Below are 18,121 nucleotides of genomic sequence, written 5' to 3' on the forward strand. Positions count from 1 at the left end.
GTAAACCCGCTCCCACACGAGCGGGTTCACCCGCGAAAGGGCCGCAGAGGCCAATACAGATTTCAGCCAGTAATCGGTGCGTGTAGGAGCGGGTTCACCCGCGAAAGGGCCACAGAGGCCCATACAGATTTCAGCCAGTAATCGGTGCGTGTAGGAGCGGGTTCACCCGCGAAAGGGCCACAGAGCCCCATACAGATTTCAGCCAGTAATCGGTGCTTGCAAGTGCCGGCTCGGATAATGCTGCTCATACACCTTGCACACCCGCAGCACTTGCTCATCGGCAAAGCGCCCGGCCACCACCTGCAGGCCCACCGGCAACCCCTCGCGGGTAAACCCGCAGGGCACCGAGGCTGCCGGCTGTTGGGTCAGGTTGAACGGATAGCTGAACGGCGTCCACTCCATCCATTGCGCCATCCCCGACCCAGGCGGCACGTTGTGTCCGGCTTCGAACGCCACCAACGGCAGCATCGGCGATACCAGCACGTCATATCGCTGATGAAAGGCATTCATCTTCGCAATCAATTCTGCCCGTGCCTCTAGCGCCTGGGTGTATTCGCCAAGGCTGATCTGTGCGCCTTGTTCGGCAATCCAGCGCAGCCCCGGGTCAAGCAACGCTTTCTGCTCATCGCTCAAGGCACTGGCCAACCGCGCCGCACCGGCAAACCACAGGGTATTGAAGGTTTCCAGCGGGTCGCTGAAGCCCGGGTCCACTTCCTCTACCTGCGCACCCAACCGCGCCAGGCGCTGCACCGCTTGCGCCACCAGTGCCTGGATCTGTGGGGCGACCTGCACGTAACCGAAGTTGGCGCTGTAGGCGATGCGTAGCCCACTCAGATCTTGCTGCTGGCTGAGCCAAGGCGCCTGCCGGGGTGCGCCGGCCAAACCGTCGCGGGCATCGGGGCGCGCTACGCAGTCGAGCATCAGCACCGAGTCGTCCACGGTACGCGTCATCGGCCCCAGGTGCGACAGCACGGTCATGGCGCTGGCCGGCCATTGCGGCACATAGCCGAAGGTCGGTTTGATGCCGAAGGTGCCGGTGAAGGCGCAAGGGATGCGAATCGAACCACCGGCATCGCTGCCCTGATGCAGCACCCCCAGGTTCAGCGCGGCGGCTGCCGCAGCACCACCAGACGAACCACCGGCAGTCAGCCTGGTATCCCAAGGGTTGCGGGTAATGCCGTACAGCGGGTTGTCGGTCACGCCTTTCCAGCCGAACTCCGGCGTGGTGGTCTTACCCACCAGCACAGCACCGGCTTCACGCATGAAGGCGCTGAAGGGCGCATCGATTTCCCACGGCCCGGAACCCGAGGTAGTACGCGAGCCTTTGCGGGTGGGCATGCCGCGGGTCAGGGTCAGGTCCTTGATCGAGGCGGGTACGCCATCCAGTCGGCCACAGGGCTCGCCGCGCTGCCAGCGTTGTTCGCTGGCGCGGGCGGCGGCGCGGGCACCTTCGCCGTCGACATGGCAGTAGGCGTTGACCGCCGGGTTATGCAGGTCGATGCGCGCCAGCACATCGTCGACCACCTCGACGGGTGACAACTGGCGGCGCTGGTACAGTTCGAGCAGTTCTACGGCGGTGAGTTCGCCAATCGCGGTTTTCTGGGGCATTTCAACGGGCTCCCGGGTTGGCGGCCTGGAACATGGCGCGCAACAGGACGTCGCAACCATCGGCCAGGTCCTGGGGCGCGGCATTTTCGATTTCGTTGTGGCTGATGCCGCCTTCGCATGGCACGAAGATCATCCCGGCCGGGCCCAGCTCGGCGAGGAAGATCGCATCGTGACCGGCGCCGCTGACGATATCCATGTGGCTCAGGCCCAGCGCACGCGCCCCTTGGCGCACGGCATCCACGCACTGCTCGGCGAAGTACAGCGGCGGGAAGTCGGCTGTCGGGGTTAGCTGATAGCTCAGGCCATGTTTCGCCGTGCTGTTTTCGATGGCTGCGCGCACTTCGCTGACCATGGCGTCGAGGAGCCCAGGGTCGAGGTGGCGCAGGTCGATGGTCATGTGCACCTGGCCGGGGATGACGTTGCGCGAGCCTGGGTGCAAGGTCAGGCAGCCGACCGTGCCGCAGGCATGTGGCTGGTGCGCGTGAGCGACGCGGTTGACCGCAGCCACCACCTCGGCAGCGCCGACCAGTGCGTCCTTGCGCAGGTGCATGGGCGTGGGGCCTGCATGCGCCTCGACGCCGGTAAGGGTCAGGTCGAACCATTTTTGCCCCAGGCAGCCCTGGACCACGCCGATGGTGGTGCGTTGGTCTTCCAGCACCGGGCCTTGCTCGATATGCGCTTCGAAGTAGGCGCCCACGGCATGCCCGGTGGGCACGCGCGGGCCGGCGTAGCCGATGCGCTGCAACTCGGCGCCGACCGACAGACCTTGGTCATCGATCTTTTCCAGGGTTTCCTGCAGGCCGAACTTACCGGCAAACACGCCCGAGCCCATCATGCAGGGCGGGAAGCGCGAACCTTCTTCGTTGGTCCATACCACCACTTCCAGCGGTGCTTCGGTGGTCAGGTGCAAGTCGTTGAGCGTACGCATCACTTCGAGGCCGGCCATGACGCCGTAGCAGCCATCGAACTTGCCGCCGGTGGGTTGGGTGTCGATGTGGCTGCCGGTCATGATGGGCGGCAGGGCAGGGTTGCGCCCGGGGCGGCGTGCGAAGATATTGCCGATGGCGTCGACGCTGACCGTGCAGCCGGCCTGTTCGCACCAGTGTACGAACAGGTCGCGCGCCTGGCGGTCGAGGTCGGTCAGGGCCAGGCGGCACACGCCGCCCTTGGCGGTGGCGCCGAGTTGGGCCAGGTCCATCAATGATTGCCACAGGCGCTCGCGGCTGACCAACGGGCCTTGGCCGAGCAGGTGCTGCGAGGGATCGATGCGGGTGTTCATGGTTCAGCTCTCCTGAAAGTAATCAGTTGCTTGTACTGGCCTCTTCGCGGGCAAGCCCGCTCCTACAGGTCATCCACAGGCCAGAGGTCTTTGCGGGCGTGCTTCCCTGCTGATCAGGCGCTAAGGGCCAGGTAACGGTTCTTGATGCTCGGGTCCTCGCGGAACTGCGCTGCACTGCCCTGGTAAGCGACGCGGCCCTGCTCCAGCACATAGTGGCGATCAGCAAGGGCATCGCAGACCATCAGGTTCTGCTCTACCAGCAGGATCGACAGCCCTTCGTCCTTGATCCGTCGCAGGATCTTCACCAGTTCATCGACAATCACCGGGGCCAGGCCTTCGGTGGGTTCGTCGAGGATCAGCAGCCTGGGGCCGTTGAGCAGGGCGCGGGCGATGGCGAGCATCTGTTGCTCGCCACCGGATAGGGCAAAACCACCGTTGCGGCGACGCTCCTTTAGGCGCGGGAACATGCTGTACACGTCCTCCAGCTGCCAGCGGCTGGTCTTGCGCACGGCAATCTTCAGGTTCTCCTCCACGCTGAGCTGGCGGAAAATGCCGCGGTGTTCCGGCACCAGAGCAATGCCGAGGCGGGCGATATCGAAAATTTCGCGTCCGACCAACTGCTGGCCGTTGAAGCTGATCTGCCCCTGCCGTGGGCGGACGATGCCAAGGATGCTGCGCAAGGTGGTGGTCTTGCCTGCGCCGTTGCGCCCCAGCAGCGTTACCAGTTCGCCAGCCTCAACCTTGAGCGAGACACCTTCGAGCACATGGCTCTTGTCGTAGTAGGAATGGATCGAATCGACGTTGAGCATCAGGCGGCCTCTCCAAGGTAGGCGGTGCGTACGCGCTCGTCGTTGCGCACCTGTTCAGGGGTACCCTCGACCAGGATCTGGCCGTGACTCATCACCGTGATGCGCTGGCTGATCGACATGACAATGCTCATGTTGTGCTCGATCAGTAGCACGGTATGGTCGCGGCCAAGGTCGCTGATCAGGTCGGTCATCACCGGGATGTCGTCGATGCCCATGCCCGAAGTGGGTTCGTCGAGCATCAGCAGGGTGGGCTTGGCGCAGATCGACATGCCCACTTCCAGCACCCTTTGCTGGCCGTGCGACAGCTCGCCCGCCAGGGTTTCGGCACGGGCGCTCAGTTTCAGGCGCTCCAGCACCTGGTCGGCGGTGTTCCAGTGGCTGCGCTTGTGCTCGACGCTGCGCCAGAAGTTCAGCGCGCCCAGGCCATCACGGCCTTGGGCGGCCAGGCGCAGGTTCTCGCGCACTGAAAGGTTCTGGAACAGGCTGGTGAGCTGAAACGAACGCGCCATGCCAAGTGCCACCCGCCCGTGGGACGGCTTGCGAATGATGTCCTGGCCATTGAACAGGATCTTGCCGGCCGTGGCCTGACGTTCGCCGGTCAGGCAGTGGAACAGGCTGGTCTTGCCGGCGCCGTTGGGGCCGATAATGGTGTGGATGGTGCCGGCGCGCACTTTGAGGTCAACGCCCGCGACCGCCTTGAACGGCCCGTAGGCCAGCTCCAGCTGGCGGGTTTCCAGGAGGTAGTCGCTCATCACAGGGTCTCCTTGGTCTTGGCCTGGGGTTTGTCATCGGCATTGCGGGTGGCCAGCAGGCGCTTGCCCAGTTCGGTCAGGCCGCCCCACAGGCCGCCACGCATGAACACCACCACCAGAATCAGGATCACCCCCAGCAGCATCAGCCAGCGTGGCCAAAGTTCCGACAGCACGTCACCCAGCAGCACGATGGCGCCAGCCCCCAGCAGCGAGCCGAACAGTGAGCCGGTGCCGCCAACGATGGTCATGATCAGGATGTTCTCGCTCATCATCAGGTCGATGTTCGACAGCGGCGCAAAGTGCAGCAGCATGGCGTACAGCGCCCCGGCGATGCCGGTGATGGCGCCCGACAGCATGAACACCAGAATCTTGAAATGGCGGGTGTCGTAGCCGATGGCGGCGGCGCGGGTCTCGTTCTCACGGATAGCCAGCAGGGTGCTGCCGAATGGCGAACGGATCACCCGCAGGGCTGCGGCGAAGATCAACAGGAACAGCACCGCGACGAACACATAGAAGTGCCGCGGATCGGCCAGGTCGACCAGCACATGGCCGGCGATTTCGATATTCGGCCGTGGCACATCAAGCAGGCCGTTGTCACCGCCGGTCCAGCCGCTGAGGGTATAGGCCAGGAAGTAGGCCATCTGGCTGAAGGCCAGGGTCAGCATGACGAAGTAGATGCCCGTGCGACGGATCGCCAGTGCGCCCACCAGCAGCGCGAGGAAGGCGCCGAACACAGCTGCGCCAAGCAGCGCGGCGAACATGCCCCACTGCAGGTGGATCATCAGCAGCGCTGCGCCATAGGCGCCCACGCCAAAGAAGATGCCCTGGCCGAACGACAGCAGTCCGGTGTAGCCGAGCAGCAGGTTGCAGGCCAGTGCGGCCATGGCAAAGATCAGGATCTCGGTAGCCAGGGTGGCCGAGGGCAGCAACAGCGGCAGCGCCACCAGGCTGGCAACTACCAGCGACAGCAGCGCCGGGGCGCGGCCCTTGGCGACTGGCAATGGGTTTTTCTCGCTCATCTCAGGCTCTCCCGAACAGGCCGTAGGGACGGACCAGAATCACTGCTGCCATGGCGCCATAGATCATCAGGCTGGCGCCTTGCGGCCAGAGACTGGTCATCATGCTTTGCACCACACCCACCAGCAGGCCGCCAACCAGCGCCCCGCCGAACGACCCCATGCCGCCAATCACCACCACCACGAAGGCAATGCCGAGGATTTCCGGGCCGACGAAGGGCTGGGCGCCCCGTAGCGGCGCAAACAGCACACCCGCCACACCTGCCAGGCCCACGCCCAGGGCGAATGTCAGGGAGAACAGGCGGAAAATGTTGGTGCCCAACAGCGACACGGTCTCGGTGCTTTCGCTACCGGCCCGCACCAGTGCGCCGAAACGGGTGCGTTCCAGCAGCAGCCACAGGCCAATACCGATCAGCGCTGCGAAGCCGATCAGGAACAAGCGGTAGTAGGGGTAGATGAAGTCGCCAAGTATCAGCACCCCGCGCAGTTCAGGTGGCACGGCAATGTTCTTGCCCACCGGGCCCCAGATCAGCACCGACGCTTCCTGGATGATCAGCGCGATGCCGAGGGTGACGAGGATCTGGAAGGTGTGCGGCAGGTGGTAGATGCGTTTGATCAACAGGCGCTCGACCGCCCAGGCCAGCGCGGCCACCACCAGTGGCGCAATCAGCAGCGCCAGCCAGAAGTTGCCGGTGACGGCCACGGCGGTATAGCACAGGTAGGCGCCCAGCAAGAAAAACGCGCCGTGGGCGAAGTTGACGAAGTTGAGCAGGCCGAAAATGATCGTCAGGCCCACGGCGATGAGGAAGTAGATCATCCCCAGGCCCAGGCCGTTGAGCAGTTGGAACAGGTACAAATCGAGCATGAGCGTGCCCTCGACAGCGCGCCGGGCGGCTGCCTGTACAAGTGTTTGTGACTAACGCCGCAGCTTCAGGCCAGGGCGCAACCGGTGTGATCGACCTCGACGAAGGAGCGGCCCGAACTGATGACTTCGGCCAGGTCGTCCTCGTCGCGCATCTGCCCCTGGGGCTTGCCGCGCAGCAGGTAGTAATCCTTGAGCACCTGGTGGTCACCCGGGCGGATCAGTTCTTCGCCGGTCGGGCCCTGGAAGCGCATGCCCTGCAATGCCGCAGACACGGCGGCCCCGTCCAGGCTGCCGGCCTTGACGATGGCCTCGAGCATCACCTTGGTGCCGATGTAGTCGGCGGCCAGCGGGTAGTTGGGGTTGATGCCATAGGCCTTGCGGGTGGCGGCGACCAACTGTTTGTTCAGCGGGGTGTCGACCTGGTGCCAGTACTGCGCACCCAGGTACACGCCCTCGAGCACGTCGCTGCCCAGCTCCTGGAACTGGTCGAGGCCGGCAGACCACACCATCAGCACTTTCATGCGGTCCTTGATGCCGAAGTTGACCGCCTGGCGCAGGGCGTTGGAGGCCTGGCTACCGAAGTTGAGCAGCACCAGCACGTCGGGCTTGGCGGCGATGGCGTTGGTCAGGTAGCCGGAAAATTCCTGCTCCTGCAGCGAGTGGTAGCTGTTGCCGATGTGTTCCACGCCGAGCTCGGCGAACACTTTGCGGGCGTTGTCCAGCAGGGCATCGCCGAATACGTATTGCGGGGTGATGGTGTACCAGCGCTTGGCCTGGGGCAGCTGGCGGCTCATCGGCACCAGGGTTTCGCGGATGGCACCATAGGTGGGCACCGACCAGCGGAAGGTTGAGGCATTGCAGTCCTTGCCGGTGATTTCATCGGCGCCCACAGGCGTCATGAACACGCCGCCGGCTTTGTGGATTTCCTTGGACACCGCCAGTGCCGATGACGACAGGGTGCACCCCTGGAAGAAGCGTGCGCCATCCTGGCCGATGGCTTCCTGCACCTTGCGCACCGCCTTGCCGGCGTTGCCTTCGGTGTCGATGACTTTGTACTTGAGCGGGTGGCCGAGCAACTGCGGGTGCTCGGCGATGGCCAGGCGCGAGCCCATGTCGGCGTACTTGCCGTAGCTGGCGAAGGCGCCCGACATGGACTTGAGCCCATAGAAGGTCAGCGGTTGGTCGGCGAATGCCCGGTGTGCCCCCAAGGGGAGGCTACCTAAGGCACCCAGGGCAAGGCCTGCCTTGAGCAGGGTACGTCTTTGCATGAGTAACTCCTTGTTTGTGGTTATTAGGCAGGAGTGGCAATGACAAAGCGGGTACGGCCGGGCCTGTGTGCAGGCCTCTTTACAGGCGCATCAGTGGTGGTGATCGAACTCCAGCAGGAAGTTACGGGCAACCTCGCCTTCCAGCGCGGTCATGTGGTGCTCGGCGTCGCACATGTGTTCGTGCATCAGCCGGCGTACGGCGGGTTCGTCGCTGGCGCGCAAGGCGGTCAGCAGTTGCTTGTGGTAGCCGATGTTGGCGGCGGCGAACTGCTGGCGCTTGGGCAGGTAGGCCTTTTTCAGCACCACCAGGTCGCGCAGCAGGTCGTTGAGGAACACCGCCATGAAACGCAGCAACGGGTTGGGGCAGCGGTCGGCCAGCAGGGTGTGGAATTCAAGCTCCGCCAAGCGCTGCTCACGCTGGCCTTCTTCGCTGTCTTCCGGCGCGCTGCAGAAGTCGATGTTGGCCTGCAGCGCGGCATAATCGGCCTCGCTCAGCTTGCCCATCACCGACACCGCCAGTTCTACCTCGATGACTTTGCGCAGCTGGTACACCTGTTCGCCGTCCAGGTGCTGGAAATGCAGGTAGTTGCGCAGCGCGCGGCTGGCTGGCTCGGTGCCCACTTCGTTCAGGTAGGCGCCCCCGGTCGGGCCGGTGCGGGTGCTGACCAGGCCTTCCACTTCGAGCGCCTTGAGCGCTTCGCGGGCGGTGCCCTTGGAACATTCGAAATGCTCCATCAGTTCACGCTCGGTGGGCAGGCGGTCGCCGGGGTGTAGCGCTTCGGTGACGATCGAGCGCTTGACTGATTCGACGATCACATCGGACAGCTTCTGGCGCTTGCGTTTGGGTTTGAGCATTTCGCTATTTTTCATATTTATGCGGATAAATAGGATTTAGCGAATTTTGGCCGGGCGGGTCAATGCTGGTGCTGGGGGAGGGGTCGTAAATGGTGTGAAAGGGTCGGGGAGGGATATGTGGAACACGAAATTGCAGATAAAAACTGTGGGAGCGGGCGTGCCCGCGAACACCGGCGAAGCCGGTGCCATACACCGTGGTGCCTGCTTCGCGGGCAAGCCCGCTCCCACAGATTTCGAATGGGTTTCAGGATTGAACAGACATCGTGTTCAGCCTTGGTGGCCAGGGCCCTGCTGCAGGTGGGCCTGGCTGCAATACCACTCATTACCCTGCTGCAGCGCCCGGTCGTTGGGCAGGTGCACGCCGCAATGGGCACAGCGCACCATCTTCAGCGGCGCATCCAGCTTCGCCTCGGGGTGCGACTGCTGGCTGACTTTGAACTTGCGCCACAGCCAGAACGCGGCGGCGATCAGGGCGATCCAGAAAAGTAGGCGAACCATGGTGTCCAGCTTGTCGATTGAAGAAGCCAACAGTCTAGGACGCGGCCAATAAAAAAGGGAGGCCCAAGGCCTCCCTTTCATTCACCGCTGAAGGTCAGTCGAACAGACCAAAGGTCATGTAGCTGAACCAGGAACGGTCTTTCTCGGCTTCTTTCGGGCCTTCCGGCACGATCGGGTCGCCGTTCTCGTCTTTAGGCAGCAGCTCTCGCGGCATCTCGTCGCGCGCGTCCTGGAACTGCTTGACCACGTCCTGGTTGGCGCGGGTTTCGCCTGGCGGCAGCGGGGTATCGGTTTCGATCAGGCCCAAGGTGGCCTTGGACAGCCAGCCGCGGCCGTCAGACTCGGTCTGCTTGGGCTGGAACTCGCCATCGACCAGGCTCGGGTGGTCCGGGTAGTTGAGCTTGAGGGTTTCCAGGCTCGTGGCGGCCAGTTCGTCCAGGTGCAGCTTCTGGTACGACTCGACCATCACCGCCAGGCCGTCACCGACGGACGGGGTTTCCTGGAAGTTTTCGACCACGTAGCGGCCACGGTTGGCAGCCGCTACATAAGCCTGGCGGCTCAGGTAGTAGTCGGCCACGTGGATTTCGTACGAAGCCAGCAGGTTGCGCAGGTAGATCATGCGCTGCTTGGCGTCTGGCGCGTAGCGGCTGTTGGGGAAGCGGCTGGTCAGCTGGGCGAACTCGTTGTACGAGTCGCGGGCGGCGCCCGGGTCACGCTTGGTCATGTCCAGCGGCAGGAAGCGCGCCAGCAGGCCACGGTCCTGGTCGAACGAGGTCAGGCCCTTGAGGTAGTAGGCGTAATCGACGTTCGGGTGCTGCGGGTGCAGGCGGATGAAGCGCTCGGCGGCCGACTTGGCGGCCTCGGGCTCGGCATTCTTGTAGTTGGCGTAGATCAGCTCAAGCTGCGCCTGATCGGCATAGCGGCCGAACGGGTAGCGCGACTCCAGGGCCTTGAGCTTGTTCACGGCGCTGGTGTAGCTGGAGTTGTCCAGATCAGCCTGGGCCTGCTGGTACAGTTCGGCCTCGCTGAGGTTCTCGTCAATGACCTCTTTATTAGAGGAACAGGCCGCGGTAAGCCCGAGGATGGCGATCAGCAGCAGGTGTTTCACTTGCATGGCGGCTTGCGTCCCTTTGACGGCCGCTGTCTTGGGCGGTGCCGTCCTGTTATGATGAGCGCCCCGGCCAACCCCGGGACAAAAGAAGCCGTATTTAACCACAAGCTCGCAGCCGAAACCAAAGGCTGTGCGCCCGCCGAATCGAGCATGTCCGAGATCATTCAACTTAGCGCAGAGGTACCGTCCGAACTGGGCGGCCAACGCCTCGACCAGGTCGCCGCCCAATTGTTCGCCGAGTACTCGCGTTCGCGGCTAACTTCGTGGATCAAAGAGGGCCGCCTGACGGTCGATGGTGCAGTCGTGCGCCCTCGCGACCTTGTTCATGGCGGCTCTCTGCTTGCCCTGGAGGCTGAACAAGAGGCCCAGGGCGAGTGGATCGCAGAAGATATCGAACTGGATATCGTCTACGAAGACGACCACATCCTGGTGATCAACAAGCCTGCCGGGCTGGTTGTGCACCCGGCGGCCGGGCATGCCAGCGGCACCCTGCTCAACGCGCTGCTGCACCATGTGCCAGACATCGTCAACGTGCCGCGCGCCGGTATCGTGCACCGCCTGGACAAGGACACCACCGGCCTGATGGTGGTGGCCAAGACCCTGCAGGCGCAGACCAAGCTGGTCGAGCAGATGCAGGCCCGCAAGGTCAGCCGCATCTACGAGTGCATCGTGATTGGCGTGGTGACTGCCGGTGGCAAGATCGACGCGCCCATCGGCCGTCATGGCGGCATGCGCCAGCGCATGGCTGTAACCGACGGCGGCAAGCCGGCGGTCAGCCACTACCGCGTACTCAAGCGCTTCCGCTCGCACACCCATGTGCGGGTCAAGCTGGAAACCGGCCGTACCCACCAGATTCGCGTGCACATGGCCCACGTGGGTTTCCCGCTGGTTGGCGACCAGACGTACGGCGGGCGCTTCCGTATTCCGCCCGCTGCCAGCCCGACCATGGTCGAGGCGGTCAAGACCTTCCCGCGCCAGGCGCTGCATGCGCGTTTCCTCGCCTTGGCCCACCCGATTACCGGTGAAGTCATGAAGTGGGAATCGCCACTGCCGGATGACTTCGTCTGGTTGCTGTCGCTGCTGAACCAGGACCGCGAGAGCTTCATCGGATGAGTGACCTGACGCAGGCGTTGCTGTTCCCCGACTGGCCGGCCCCGGCCTCGGTGCGCGCCTGTGTCACCACCCGTCAGGGCGGCGTCAGCTTGCCGCCTTACGAAACCTTCAACCTCGGCGACCATGTTGGGGATGACCCTGCCGCGGTTGCCGAGAACCGCCGCCGCCTGAGCGAACAGTTCACCATCCAACCGGCCTGGCTCAAGCAGGTGCATGGGCGGGTGGTGGCGGATGCCGACCCGGCGGTGGTCGCCGAGGCCGATGCCAGCTGGACCCACCAGCCTGGCATTGCCTGCACCGTGATGACCGCCGATTGCCTGCCTGCGCTGTTCTGCGACCGTGCCGGCACCCGCGTGGCGGCGGCACATGCGGGCTGGCGCGGGCTGGCGGGTGGCGTGCTGGAAGCCACGCTGGACCGGCTGGCGCTGCCGCCAGCAGAGGTGCTGGTGTGGTTGGGGCCTGCCATTGGCCCGCAAGCGTTCGAAGTGGGGCTGGAAGTGCGTGATGCCTTTACCGCCGTGCACCCGCAAGCAGCTCGGGCATTCGTCGACGGCGAACGGCCAGGCAAGCTGTTGGCGGATATCTATGAGCTGGCGCGTATTCGCCTGGCTGCCCGTGGCGTGACTGCTGTTTATGGCGGTGGTTTGTGCACGGTCAGTGATGCGCGGTTCTTCTCCTATCGCCGTACCCCGCAGGGTGGGCGTTTTGCATCGTTGGTCTGGCTGGACCCGCGCTAGCCTGTACCGGCCTCTTCGCCAGCACGCCCGCTCCCACAGAGATTCCGCAAACGTTGAAACCGGTGGTGTACCTGTGGGGGCGAGTATGCCCGCGAATGGCCCCCCATTAATCCAACAGGTTGACTTTGGTCAACCCCGCTACGCTTGAATCTTCCAGAATCAGCCTTATCTATAAAGGCATCTCAGGCAGGTTTCTTTATAAACAGGCGCTGTCCATCGCTCCGACCTGCCCTTTAAAGGAAGGTACACCATGCGAATAGACCGTTTAACCAGCAAGCTGCAACTTGCAATATCCGATGCCCAATCTTTGGCCGTTGGCATGGACCACCCAGCCATCGAGCCCGTGCACCTGTTACAGGCGCTGCTCGAACAGCAGGGCGGCTCCATCAAACCGCTGCTGATGCAGGTAGGCTTCGACATCAATGGCCTGCGCCAGGGGCTGGTGAAAGAGCTCGACCAACTACCAAAAATACAGAACCCTACCGGCGACGTGAACATGTCGCAGGACTTGGCACGCCTGCTTAACCAGGCAGACCGCCTGGCACAGCAGAAGGGCGACCAGTTCATTTCCAGCGAGCTGGTGCTGTTGGCCGCCATGGACGAAAACAGCAAGCTCGGCAAGCTGCTGCTGAGCCAGGGCGTGAGCAAGAAAGCGCTGGAAAATGCCATCAACAACCTGCGTGGTGGCGCGGCAGTGAATGACGCCAACGCCGAGGAGTCGCGCCAGGCGCTGGACAAATACACCGTCGACCTGACCAAGCGTGCCGAAGAGGGCAAGCTGGACCCGGTCATTGGCCGTGACGATGAAATCCGCCGTACCGTGCAGGTGCTGCAACGCCGTACCAAGAACAACCCGGTGCTCATCGGTGAGCCTGGCGTGGGTAAAACCGCCATTGCCGAAGGCCTGGCCCAGCGCATCATCAATGGTGAAGTGCCCGACGGCCTCAAAGGCAAGCGGCTGCTGGCGCTGGACATGGGCGCGCTGATTGCCGGTGCCAAGTACCGCGGTGAGTTCGAAGAGCGCTTGAAAAGCCTGCTGAACGAACTGTCCAAGCAGGAAGGCCAGATCATCCTGTTCATCGACGAACTGCACACCATGGTCGGCGCCGGCAAAGGCGAGGGCGCCATGGACGCCGGCAACATGCTCAAGCCGGCCCTGGCCCGCGGCGAGCTGCATTGCGTAGGTGCCACCACGCTGAACGAGTACCGCCAGTTCATCGAAAAAGACGCCGCCCTGGAGCGCCGTTTCCAGAAAGTGCTGGTCGAGGAGCCGAGCGAGGAAGACACCATCGCCATCCTGCGTGGCCTGAAAGAGCGCTATGAAGTGCACCACAAGGTGGCCATCACCGACGGTGCAATCATCGCTGCGGCCAAGCTCAGCCACCGCTACATTACCGACCGCCAGCTGCCGGACAAGGCCATTGACCTGATCGACGAAGCGGCCAGCCGCATCCGCATGGAGATCGACTCCAAGCCGGAAGTGCTCGACCGCCTTGATCGCCGCCTGATCCAGCTGAAGGTGGAGTCGCAGGCGCTGAAGAAAGAAGAAGACGAAGCGGCGAAAAAACGCCTGGAGAAGCTGACCGAAGAAATCGAGCGGCTGGAGCGTGAGTATTCCGACCTGGAAGAAATCTGGGCTTCGGAGAAAGCTGAAGTGCAGGGTTCGGCGCAGATCCAGCAAAAGATCGAGCAAGCTCGCCAGGAGCTGGAAACCGCCCGTCGCAAAGGCGACCTGAGCCGCATGGCCGAACTGCAGTACGGGGTGATCCCGGACCTGGAGCGCAGCCTGCAGATGGTCGACCAGCACGGCAAGACCGAAAACCAGTTGCTGCGCAACAAGGTCACCGAGGAAGAAATTGCCGAAGTGGTGTCGAAGTGGACCGGCATTCCTGTGGCCAAGATGCTCGAAGGCGAGCGCGAGAAGCTGCTGAAGATGGAAGAGCTGCTGCACCAGCGCGTGATTGGCCAGAGCGAGGCGGTAACCGCCGTAGCCAACGCCGTGCGCCGCTCGCGTGCCGGGCTGTCCGACCCGAACCGGCCAAGTGGTTCGTTCCTGTTCCTCGGCCCGACCGGTGTGGGCAAGACCGAACTGTGCAAGGCGCTGGCCGAGTTCCTGTTCGACACCGAAGAGGCGATGGTGCGCATCGACATGTCCGAATTCATGGAGAAGCACTCCGTAGCGCGCCTGATCGGTGCACCACCAGGCTATGTAGGGTATGAAGAGGGCGGTTACCTGACCGAGGCCGTGCGGCGCAAGCCTTACTCGGTGGTGCTGCTGGACGAGGTGGAAAAAGCCCACCCGGATGTGTTCAACGTGCTGTTGCAGGTGCTGGAGGACGGCCGCCTGACCGACAGCCACGGGCGCACCGTGGACTTCCGCAACACCGTGATCGTGATGACCTCCAACCTGGGCTCGGCGCAGATTCAGGAACTGGTGGGTGACCGCGAGGCACAGCGTGCGGCAGTGATGGATGCGGTGGGGGCGCACTTCCGTCCGGAGTTCATCAACCGCATCGACGAAGTGGTGGTGTTCGAGCCTTTGGGCCGCGAGCAGATTGCCGGTATTACCGAAATCCAGCTCGGCCGCCTGCGCAGCCGCCTGCTGGAGCGCGAACTGTCGCTGAGCCTGAGCCCAGAGGCGTTGGACAAGCTGATTGCCGTGGGTTACGACCCGGTATACGGCGCACGGCCGCTGAAGCGGGCGATCCAGCGCTGGATCGAGAACCCGCTGGCGCAGCTGATTCTGGCCGGCAAGTTCCTGCCCGGTACGGCGATCACCGCCAAGGTGGAAGGCGACGAAATCGTCTTTGGCTGATTGTGTTGCACCATGAGCCCCGCGTTTGCGGGGCTTTTTTCTGCCTGTTGCCCATGTCGGCCTCTTCGCGGCCAACCCTGCGCAGATTTTTGCAGGCTATGCAGCCCCTCGTAGGCGCGGGTTTAGCCATGAAAGGGCCGGCACAGCCCAGCTATTTCGGGCCTTTGCGCCAATCCGGGGTAACCGTCTGAAATTTTTGAAATTTTTGCTTGCATCAAATTTAGAGTGCCCCTAATATACGCCGCGTTGTCAGGCACTAAGCGAATCACCAGCAACATCAGTGATCGCAAAACAACTTACAAATCAGTAAGTTGAATGAAAAAAAGTGGTTGACAAGCAAAACGAAGAATGTAGAATAGCCGGCCTCAGCAGCGACAACGCGAAAGCGAAGAAGCTAAAGAGTCCGAAGCGAACGCAGTCTTCGGAGTTGTACCGAAGTTCAGTTCCGCGATAGCTCAGTCGGTAGAGCAAATGACTGTTAATCATTGGGTCCCTGGTTCGAGTCCAGGTCGCGGAGCCAATCTCGGGGTGTAGCGCAGTCCGGTAGCGCGCCTGCTTTGGGAGCAGGATGTCAGGAGTTCGAATCCCCTCACCCCGACCATTTTCCGGGTCGTTAGCTCAGTTGGTAGAGCAGTTGGCTTTTAACCAATTGGTCGTAGGTTCGAATCCTACACGACCCACCATGTAGAAAAGGGCATCTCAAAGAGATGCCCTTTTTTTTGAAACACTCGGGGTGTAGCGCAGTCCGGTAGCGCGCCTGCTTTGGGAGCAGGATGTCAGGAGTTCGAATCCCCTCACCCCGACCATTTTTGGGTCGTTAGCTCAGTTGGTAGAGCAGTTGGCTTTTAACCAATTGGTCGTAGGTTCGAATCCTACACGACCCACCATGAACAAAGGGCATCTCGCATGAGATGCCCTTTTTCTTTTGCCTCGAAAAATGCGCCCATCGGTGCAAATCCCACCTGCATCTATTTGCCACACCGCCCCCTTTGTAGGAGCGGGTTCACCCGCGAATGCGGCAGTGCAGCCACCATCGCATTCACAGGTAAACCCGCGCCTACAGGGCATGCGGGCGCCTGTCAGTGCAGCTTCAGGCGCGGCTCGGTACCCCGGCCAATCTTGCTGCCCAGCATCATCAACGCCGTGCGGAAGAACCCGTACAGCGCCATCTGGTGCATGCGGTACAGCGACACATAGAACATCCGCGCCAGCCAGCCTTCCAGCTTCACGCTGCCCATCAGGTTACCCATCAGGTTGCCCACCGCCGAGAAGCGCGACAGCGACACCAGCGAGCCATAGTCCTTGTACGCGTACGTCGGCAGGGCCTTGTTCTCCAGGCGCGCCTTCAGGCTTTGCGCAAGCATCGAAGCCTGCTGGTGCGCCGCCTGTGCGCGCGGCGGCACGTTACGGTCGCTGCCGGGTTGCGGGCAGGCGGCGCAGTCACCGAAGGCGAAGATGTTGTCGTCGCGGGTGGTTTGCAGGGTAGGGCGCACGACCAGCTGGTTGATGCGGTTGGTTTCCAGGCCATCGATGTCCTTGAGGAAACCTGGCGCGCGGATACCGGCTGCCCACACTTTCAGGCTGGCCTGGATCACTTCACCGTCCTTGGTTTTCAGGCCGTCCTCGGTCACTTCACTGACTGCGGCGTTGGTCATCACCTTCACCCCGAGTTTTTCCAGGGTTTTGTGAACCGGTACGCTGATGCGCTCCGGCAGCGCCGGGAGAACGCGCGGGCCCGCCTCGATAAGGGTGATGTGCATGTCCTTGGGCTGGATGCGGTCCAGGCCATAGGCCGCCAGCTCGTGGGCAGCGTGGTGCAGCTCGGCCGCCAGCTCTACACCGGTGGCACCGGCGCCGACAATGGCCACGCTGATTTTCTCGCTGGCCACGTCGCCGGCGTGGGCTCGCAGGTAGTGGTTCAGCAGTTGCTGGTGGAAACGCTCTGCCTGCTTGCGGGTATCCAGGAACAGGCAGTGCTGCGCTGCGCCCAGGGTGCCGAAGTCGTTGGTGTTGGAGCCCACGGCAATCACCAGGGTGTCGTAGCCCAGGGTGCGCGCAGGCAGCAGCTCACGGCCCTCTTCGTCGAGGGTGGCAGCCAGTTGAATCTGCTTGCCTTCACGGTCCAGGCCGCTCATGCGCCCCAGCTGGAAATTGAAGTGGTTCCACTTGGCCTGAGCCACGTAGTTCAGTTCGTCTTCCGAGGAGTTCAGCGAGCCGGCGGCCACTTCGTGCAGCAGTGGCTTCCAGATGTGCGTGAGGTTGGTGTCGACCAGGGTGATTTCGGCCTGCTTGCGCTTGCCCAGGCTTTTACCCAGGCGGGTCGCCAGTTCCAGGCCGCCGGCGCCGCCGCCGACAATCACGATGCGATGAGTCATGGGAATATCTCATAAGGTTTACGGAATTCGTGGCCCTGGGGGCCGGCCGCAAACTGCACGAGGGGAGGGCGAGCGCGACGCAGCTCATAGCACCAGTCCACTCAGCAGGCGGCTGATGAGACCCAACCCGATGGTCACGGCCAGCACCAGCACAAGGAGCAGCCACGGCCGGAAGGGCCTGCGCTCGACTTGGTGCTGGGGGGCTCGCAGATACTCATCGACACGACGCTGATCTTCCGGGTTCAGGCGACTGGTCATGGTGGGCCTCGTCAGGTAGACGTTTGTGACTGCGCAAACGCTACAGCGTTCGCGCAGGCGCTTGAAACAAATGATAATGCTTTCTATCCCTGGCGCCGAGTGTACGCCATCGCAAACAGTCGCTGCACTGGATCAAAGACTGATGCCTACGTCGAAGACGATGCTGCGGCCCAGGTTGCCGCGCAGGAAATCCGGCGCATCGGGGTGGGCAAACAGTACCCGGGCAAAGGTTGGCCCGACCAGCGACAGCGAGCGCCAGCCTTGGCGCAGGTATTCGGTAGGCGGCGGGAAGTGGGTGTTGAGGTCGAGCACTTCGCGCTTGAGGCTGGAGAACGCGATGATGTCCAGCTCGTTCAGCTCCAGCCCGCGTTCCCGGTAATTGTGCGCCTTCTTGCGCAAGGTGGGCGCCAGGCGCCCCAGCAGTTCGGTGGCACTGATGCGCCGCGGGCGTGCTTCGCGGCGTACCAGCTGCGCCAGGGAAAACGCACTGCGTCGCCGCTGCAGTTCCTCGCGCCATTCATCGTTCAGCCGGCGGCCCTCGTCGAGCACGAAAAACACCTCGAAGGCGGCGTCGCGGAACAGCACGTCTGGTGGCTCCTGCCCCGCCGGGGTGAAGTCCTCGCTGCGGTAGGGAATGTTCAGCCCCTGCAACAGGCGCTGGCACACCCATCGCTCCCGCTCCCACTTACGGGCGTTGGAGAGAAAGGCATTGGCTTGTTCGGCCTGGATGGTAAGCAGGCGCAGGTAGTCTGAGTCATCCAT

Annotated in this window: 16 protein-coding genes and 5 tRNA genes; 8 read left to right on the forward strand and 13 right to left on the reverse strand. The window is 62.9% G+C overall.

The window, feature by feature from the left end; translation table 11 throughout:
* Positions 1 to 198: 198 nt before the first annotated feature.
* The 10 genes from I8746_RS13450 to I8746_RS13495 all read right to left on the reverse strand — a co-directional run bounded on the left by I8746_RS13450 (position 199) and on the right by I8746_RS13495 (position 10,064).
* Positions 199 to 1,608, reverse strand: coding sequence for an amidase (locus tag I8746_RS13450; protein ID WP_221100752.1), 1,410 nt, complete (start codon positions 1,606 to 1,608; stop codon positions 199 to 201).
* A 1-nt stretch (position 1,609) separates the two neighbouring features.
* On the reverse strand, positions 1,610 to 2,887 hold the full coding sequence (locus I8746_RS13455; RefSeq protein ID WP_259674147.1) for a Zn-dependent hydrolase: 1,278 nt from the start codon (positions 2,885 to 2,887) through the stop codon (positions 1,610 to 1,612).
* A gap of 113 nt (positions 2,888 to 3,000) precedes the next feature.
* Positions 3,001 to 3,696, reverse strand: a complete 696-nt coding sequence (locus I8746_RS13460) for an ABC transporter ATP-binding protein (protein WP_010951881.1) — start codon at positions 3,694 to 3,696, stop codon at positions 3,001 to 3,003.
* The gene (locus tag I8746_RS13465; protein ID WP_012051121.1) at positions 3,696 to 4,448 is read right to left on the reverse strand and encodes an ABC transporter ATP-binding protein; all 753 of its coding nucleotides are present in this window, start codon (positions 4,446 to 4,448) and stop codon (positions 3,696 to 3,698) included. Before I8746_RS13465 ends, I8746_RS13460 begins: the two co-directional genes overlap by 1 nt.
* Positions 4,448 to 5,467 (reverse strand): branched-chain amino acid ABC transporter permease, encoded by a 1,020-nt coding sequence (locus tag I8746_RS13470; protein ID WP_003247567.1) that lies wholly within the window; start codon positions 5,465 to 5,467, stop codon positions 4,448 to 4,450. Before I8746_RS13470 ends, I8746_RS13465 begins: the two co-directional genes overlap by 1 nt.
* 1 nt (position 5,468) lies before the next feature.
* On the reverse strand, positions 5,469 to 6,329 hold the full coding sequence (locus I8746_RS13475; protein WP_003247565.1) for a branched-chain amino acid ABC transporter permease: 861 nt from the start codon (positions 6,327 to 6,329) through the stop codon (positions 5,469 to 5,471).
* 65 nt (positions 6,330 to 6,394) lie between these two features.
* A complete protein-coding gene (locus tag I8746_RS13480) occupies positions 6,395 to 7,597 on the reverse strand; it encodes an ABC transporter substrate-binding protein (protein WP_003247562.1) in 1,203 nt (400 codons plus the stop codon).
* Positions 7,598 to 7,687: 90 nt separating this feature from the next.
* Positions 7,688 to 8,452 carry a FadR/GntR family transcriptional regulator gene (locus I8746_RS13485; protein WP_010951884.1) on the reverse strand — a complete coding sequence of 255 codons (765 nt, stop codon included), beginning with the start codon at positions 8,450 to 8,452 and terminating at the stop codon, positions 7,688 to 7,690.
* 267 nt (positions 8,453 to 8,719) lie between these two features.
* The gene (locus I8746_RS13490; RefSeq protein ID WP_014755231.1) at positions 8,720 to 8,950 is read right to left on the reverse strand and encodes a PP0621 family protein; all 231 of its coding nucleotides are present in this window, start codon (positions 8,948 to 8,950) and stop codon (positions 8,720 to 8,722) included.
* 94 nt (positions 8,951 to 9,044) lie between these two features.
* Entirely contained in the window at positions 9,045 to 10,064 is a 1,020-nt protein-coding gene (locus I8746_RS13495) for an outer membrane protein assembly factor BamD (RefSeq protein ID WP_192907582.1), read from the reverse strand.
* 147 nt (positions 10,065 to 10,211) lie between these two features.
* Here I8746_RS13495 and rluD point away from each other — a divergent pair, with 147 nt between their 5' ends.
* The 8 genes from rluD to I8746_RS13535 all read left to right on the forward strand — a co-directional run bounded on the left by rluD (position 10,212) and on the right by I8746_RS13535 (position 15,613).
* Positions 10,212 to 11,174 (forward strand): 23S rRNA pseudouridine(1911/1915/1917) synthase RluD, encoded by a 963-nt coding sequence (gene rluD, locus I8746_RS13500; RefSeq protein ID WP_003247554.1) that lies wholly within the window; start codon positions 10,212 to 10,214, stop codon positions 11,172 to 11,174.
* Positions 11,171 to 11,911, forward strand: a complete 741-nt coding sequence (pgeF, locus tag I8746_RS13505) for a peptidoglycan editing factor PgeF (protein ID WP_012051126.1) — start codon at positions 11,171 to 11,173, stop codon at positions 11,909 to 11,911. The genes rluD and pgeF overlap by 4 nt, the downstream gene beginning before the upstream one ends.
* Positions 11,912 to 12,161: 250 nt before the next feature.
* Complete coding sequence (gene clpB, locus I8746_RS13510; protein ID WP_012051127.1) at positions 12,162 to 14,726, forward strand: ATP-dependent chaperone ClpB; 2,565 nt, start codon at positions 12,162 to 12,164, stop codon at positions 14,724 to 14,726.
* Positions 14,727 to 15,170: 444 nt separating this feature from the next.
* Positions 15,171 to 15,246, forward strand: a tRNA-Asn gene (locus I8746_RS13515).
* A gap of 4 nt (positions 15,247 to 15,250) precedes the next feature.
* Positions 15,251 to 15,327: transfer RNA gene (locus tag I8746_RS13520), tRNA-Pro, on the forward strand.
* A gap of 6 nt (positions 15,328 to 15,333) precedes the next feature.
* Positions 15,334 to 15,409, forward strand: a tRNA-Lys gene (locus I8746_RS13525).
* A gap of 46 nt (positions 15,410 to 15,455) precedes the next feature.
* Positions 15,456 to 15,532: transfer RNA gene (locus tag I8746_RS13530), tRNA-Pro, on the forward strand.
* Between the two features lie 5 nt (positions 15,533 to 15,537).
* Positions 15,538 to 15,613 (forward strand) — tRNA-Lys (locus tag I8746_RS13535).
* Between the two features lie 192 nt (positions 15,614 to 15,805).
* Here the strand turns inward: I8746_RS13535 and I8746_RS13540 are convergent.
* The 3 genes from I8746_RS13540 to I8746_RS13550 form a co-directional block, all read right to left on the reverse strand.
* Entirely contained in the window at positions 15,806 to 17,101 is a 1,296-nt protein-coding gene (locus tag I8746_RS13540; protein WP_014755235.1) for an NAD(P)/FAD-dependent oxidoreductase, read from the reverse strand.
* 84 nt (positions 17,102 to 17,185) lie between these two features.
* The gene (locus I8746_RS13545) at positions 17,186 to 17,359 is read right to left on the reverse strand and encodes a DUF3094 domain-containing protein (protein ID WP_008091951.1); all 174 of its coding nucleotides are present in this window, start codon (positions 17,357 to 17,359) and stop codon (positions 17,186 to 17,188) included.
* A 132-nt stretch (positions 17,360 to 17,491) separates the two neighbouring features.
* Complete coding sequence (locus I8746_RS13550) at positions 17,492 to 18,121, reverse strand: DUF1780 domain-containing protein (RefSeq protein ID WP_003247546.1); 630 nt, start codon at positions 18,119 to 18,121, stop codon at positions 17,492 to 17,494.

Source organism: Pseudomonas sp. USTB-Z (assembly GCF_019691255.1).
GTDB classification, from domain to species: Bacteria; Pseudomonadota; Gammaproteobacteria; order Pseudomonadales; family Pseudomonadaceae; genus Aquipseudomonas; species Aquipseudomonas alloputida.

What these genes read in the sequence shown, in the direction of transcription:
- I8746_RS13450 (WP_221100752.1), bottom strand. Translation starts at nt 1,608, where the DNA reads ATGCCCCAGAAAACCGCGATTGGCGAACTCACCGCCGTAGAACTGCTC.
- I8746_RS13455 (WP_259674147.1), bottom strand. Translation starts at nt 2,887, where the DNA reads ATGAACACCCGCATCGATCCCTCGCAGCACCTGCTCGGCCAAGGCCCG.
- I8746_RS13460 (WP_010951881.1), bottom strand. Translation starts at nt 3,696, where the DNA reads ATGCTCAACGTCGATTCGATCCATTCCTACTACGACAAGAGCCATGTG.
- I8746_RS13465 (WP_012051121.1), bottom strand. Translation starts at nt 4,448, where the DNA reads ATGAGCGACTACCTCCTGGAAACCCGCCAGCTGGAGCTGGCCTACGGG.
- I8746_RS13470 (WP_003247567.1), bottom strand. Translation starts at nt 5,467, where the DNA reads ATGAGCGAGAAAAACCCATTGCCAGTCGCCAAGGGCCGCGCCCCGGCG.
- I8746_RS13475 (WP_003247565.1), bottom strand. Translation starts at nt 6,329, where the DNA reads ATGCTCGATTTGTACCTGTTCCAACTGCTCAACGGCCTGGGCCTGGGG.
- I8746_RS13480 (WP_003247562.1), bottom strand. Translation starts at nt 7,597, where the DNA reads ATGCAAAGACGTACCCTGCTCAAGGCAGGCCTTGCCCTGGGTGCCTTA.
- I8746_RS13485 (WP_010951884.1), bottom strand. Translation starts at nt 8,452, where the DNA reads ATGCTCAAACCCAAACGCAAGCGCCAGAAGCTGTCCGATGTGATCGTC.
- I8746_RS13490 (WP_014755231.1), bottom strand. Translation starts at nt 8,950, where the DNA reads ATGGTTCGCCTACTTTTCTGGATCGCCCTGATCGCCGCCGCGTTCTGG.
- I8746_RS13495 (WP_192907582.1), bottom strand. Translation starts at nt 10,064, where the DNA reads ATGCAAGTGAAACACCTGCTGCTGATCGCCATCCTCGGGCTTACCGCG.
- rluD (WP_003247554.1), top strand. Translation starts at nt 10,212, where the DNA reads ATGTCCGAGATCATTCAACTTAGCGCAGAGGTACCGTCCGAACTGGGC.
- pgeF (WP_012051126.1), top strand. Translation starts at nt 11,171, where the DNA reads ATGAGTGACCTGACGCAGGCGTTGCTGTTCCCCGACTGGCCGGCCCCG.
- clpB (WP_012051127.1), top strand. Translation starts at nt 12,162, where the DNA reads ATGCGAATAGACCGTTTAACCAGCAAGCTGCAACTTGCAATATCCGAT.
- I8746_RS13540 (WP_014755235.1), bottom strand. Translation starts at nt 17,101, where the DNA reads ATGACTCATCGCATCGTGATTGTCGGCGGCGGCGCCGGCGGCCTGGAA.
- I8746_RS13545 (WP_008091951.1), bottom strand. Translation starts at nt 17,359, where the DNA reads ATGACCAGTCGCCTGAACCCGGAAGATCAGCGTCGTGTCGATGAGTAT.
- I8746_RS13550 (WP_003247546.1), bottom strand. Translation starts at nt 18,121, where the DNA reads ATGGATGACTCAGACTACCTGCGCCTGCTTACCATCCAGGCCGAACAA.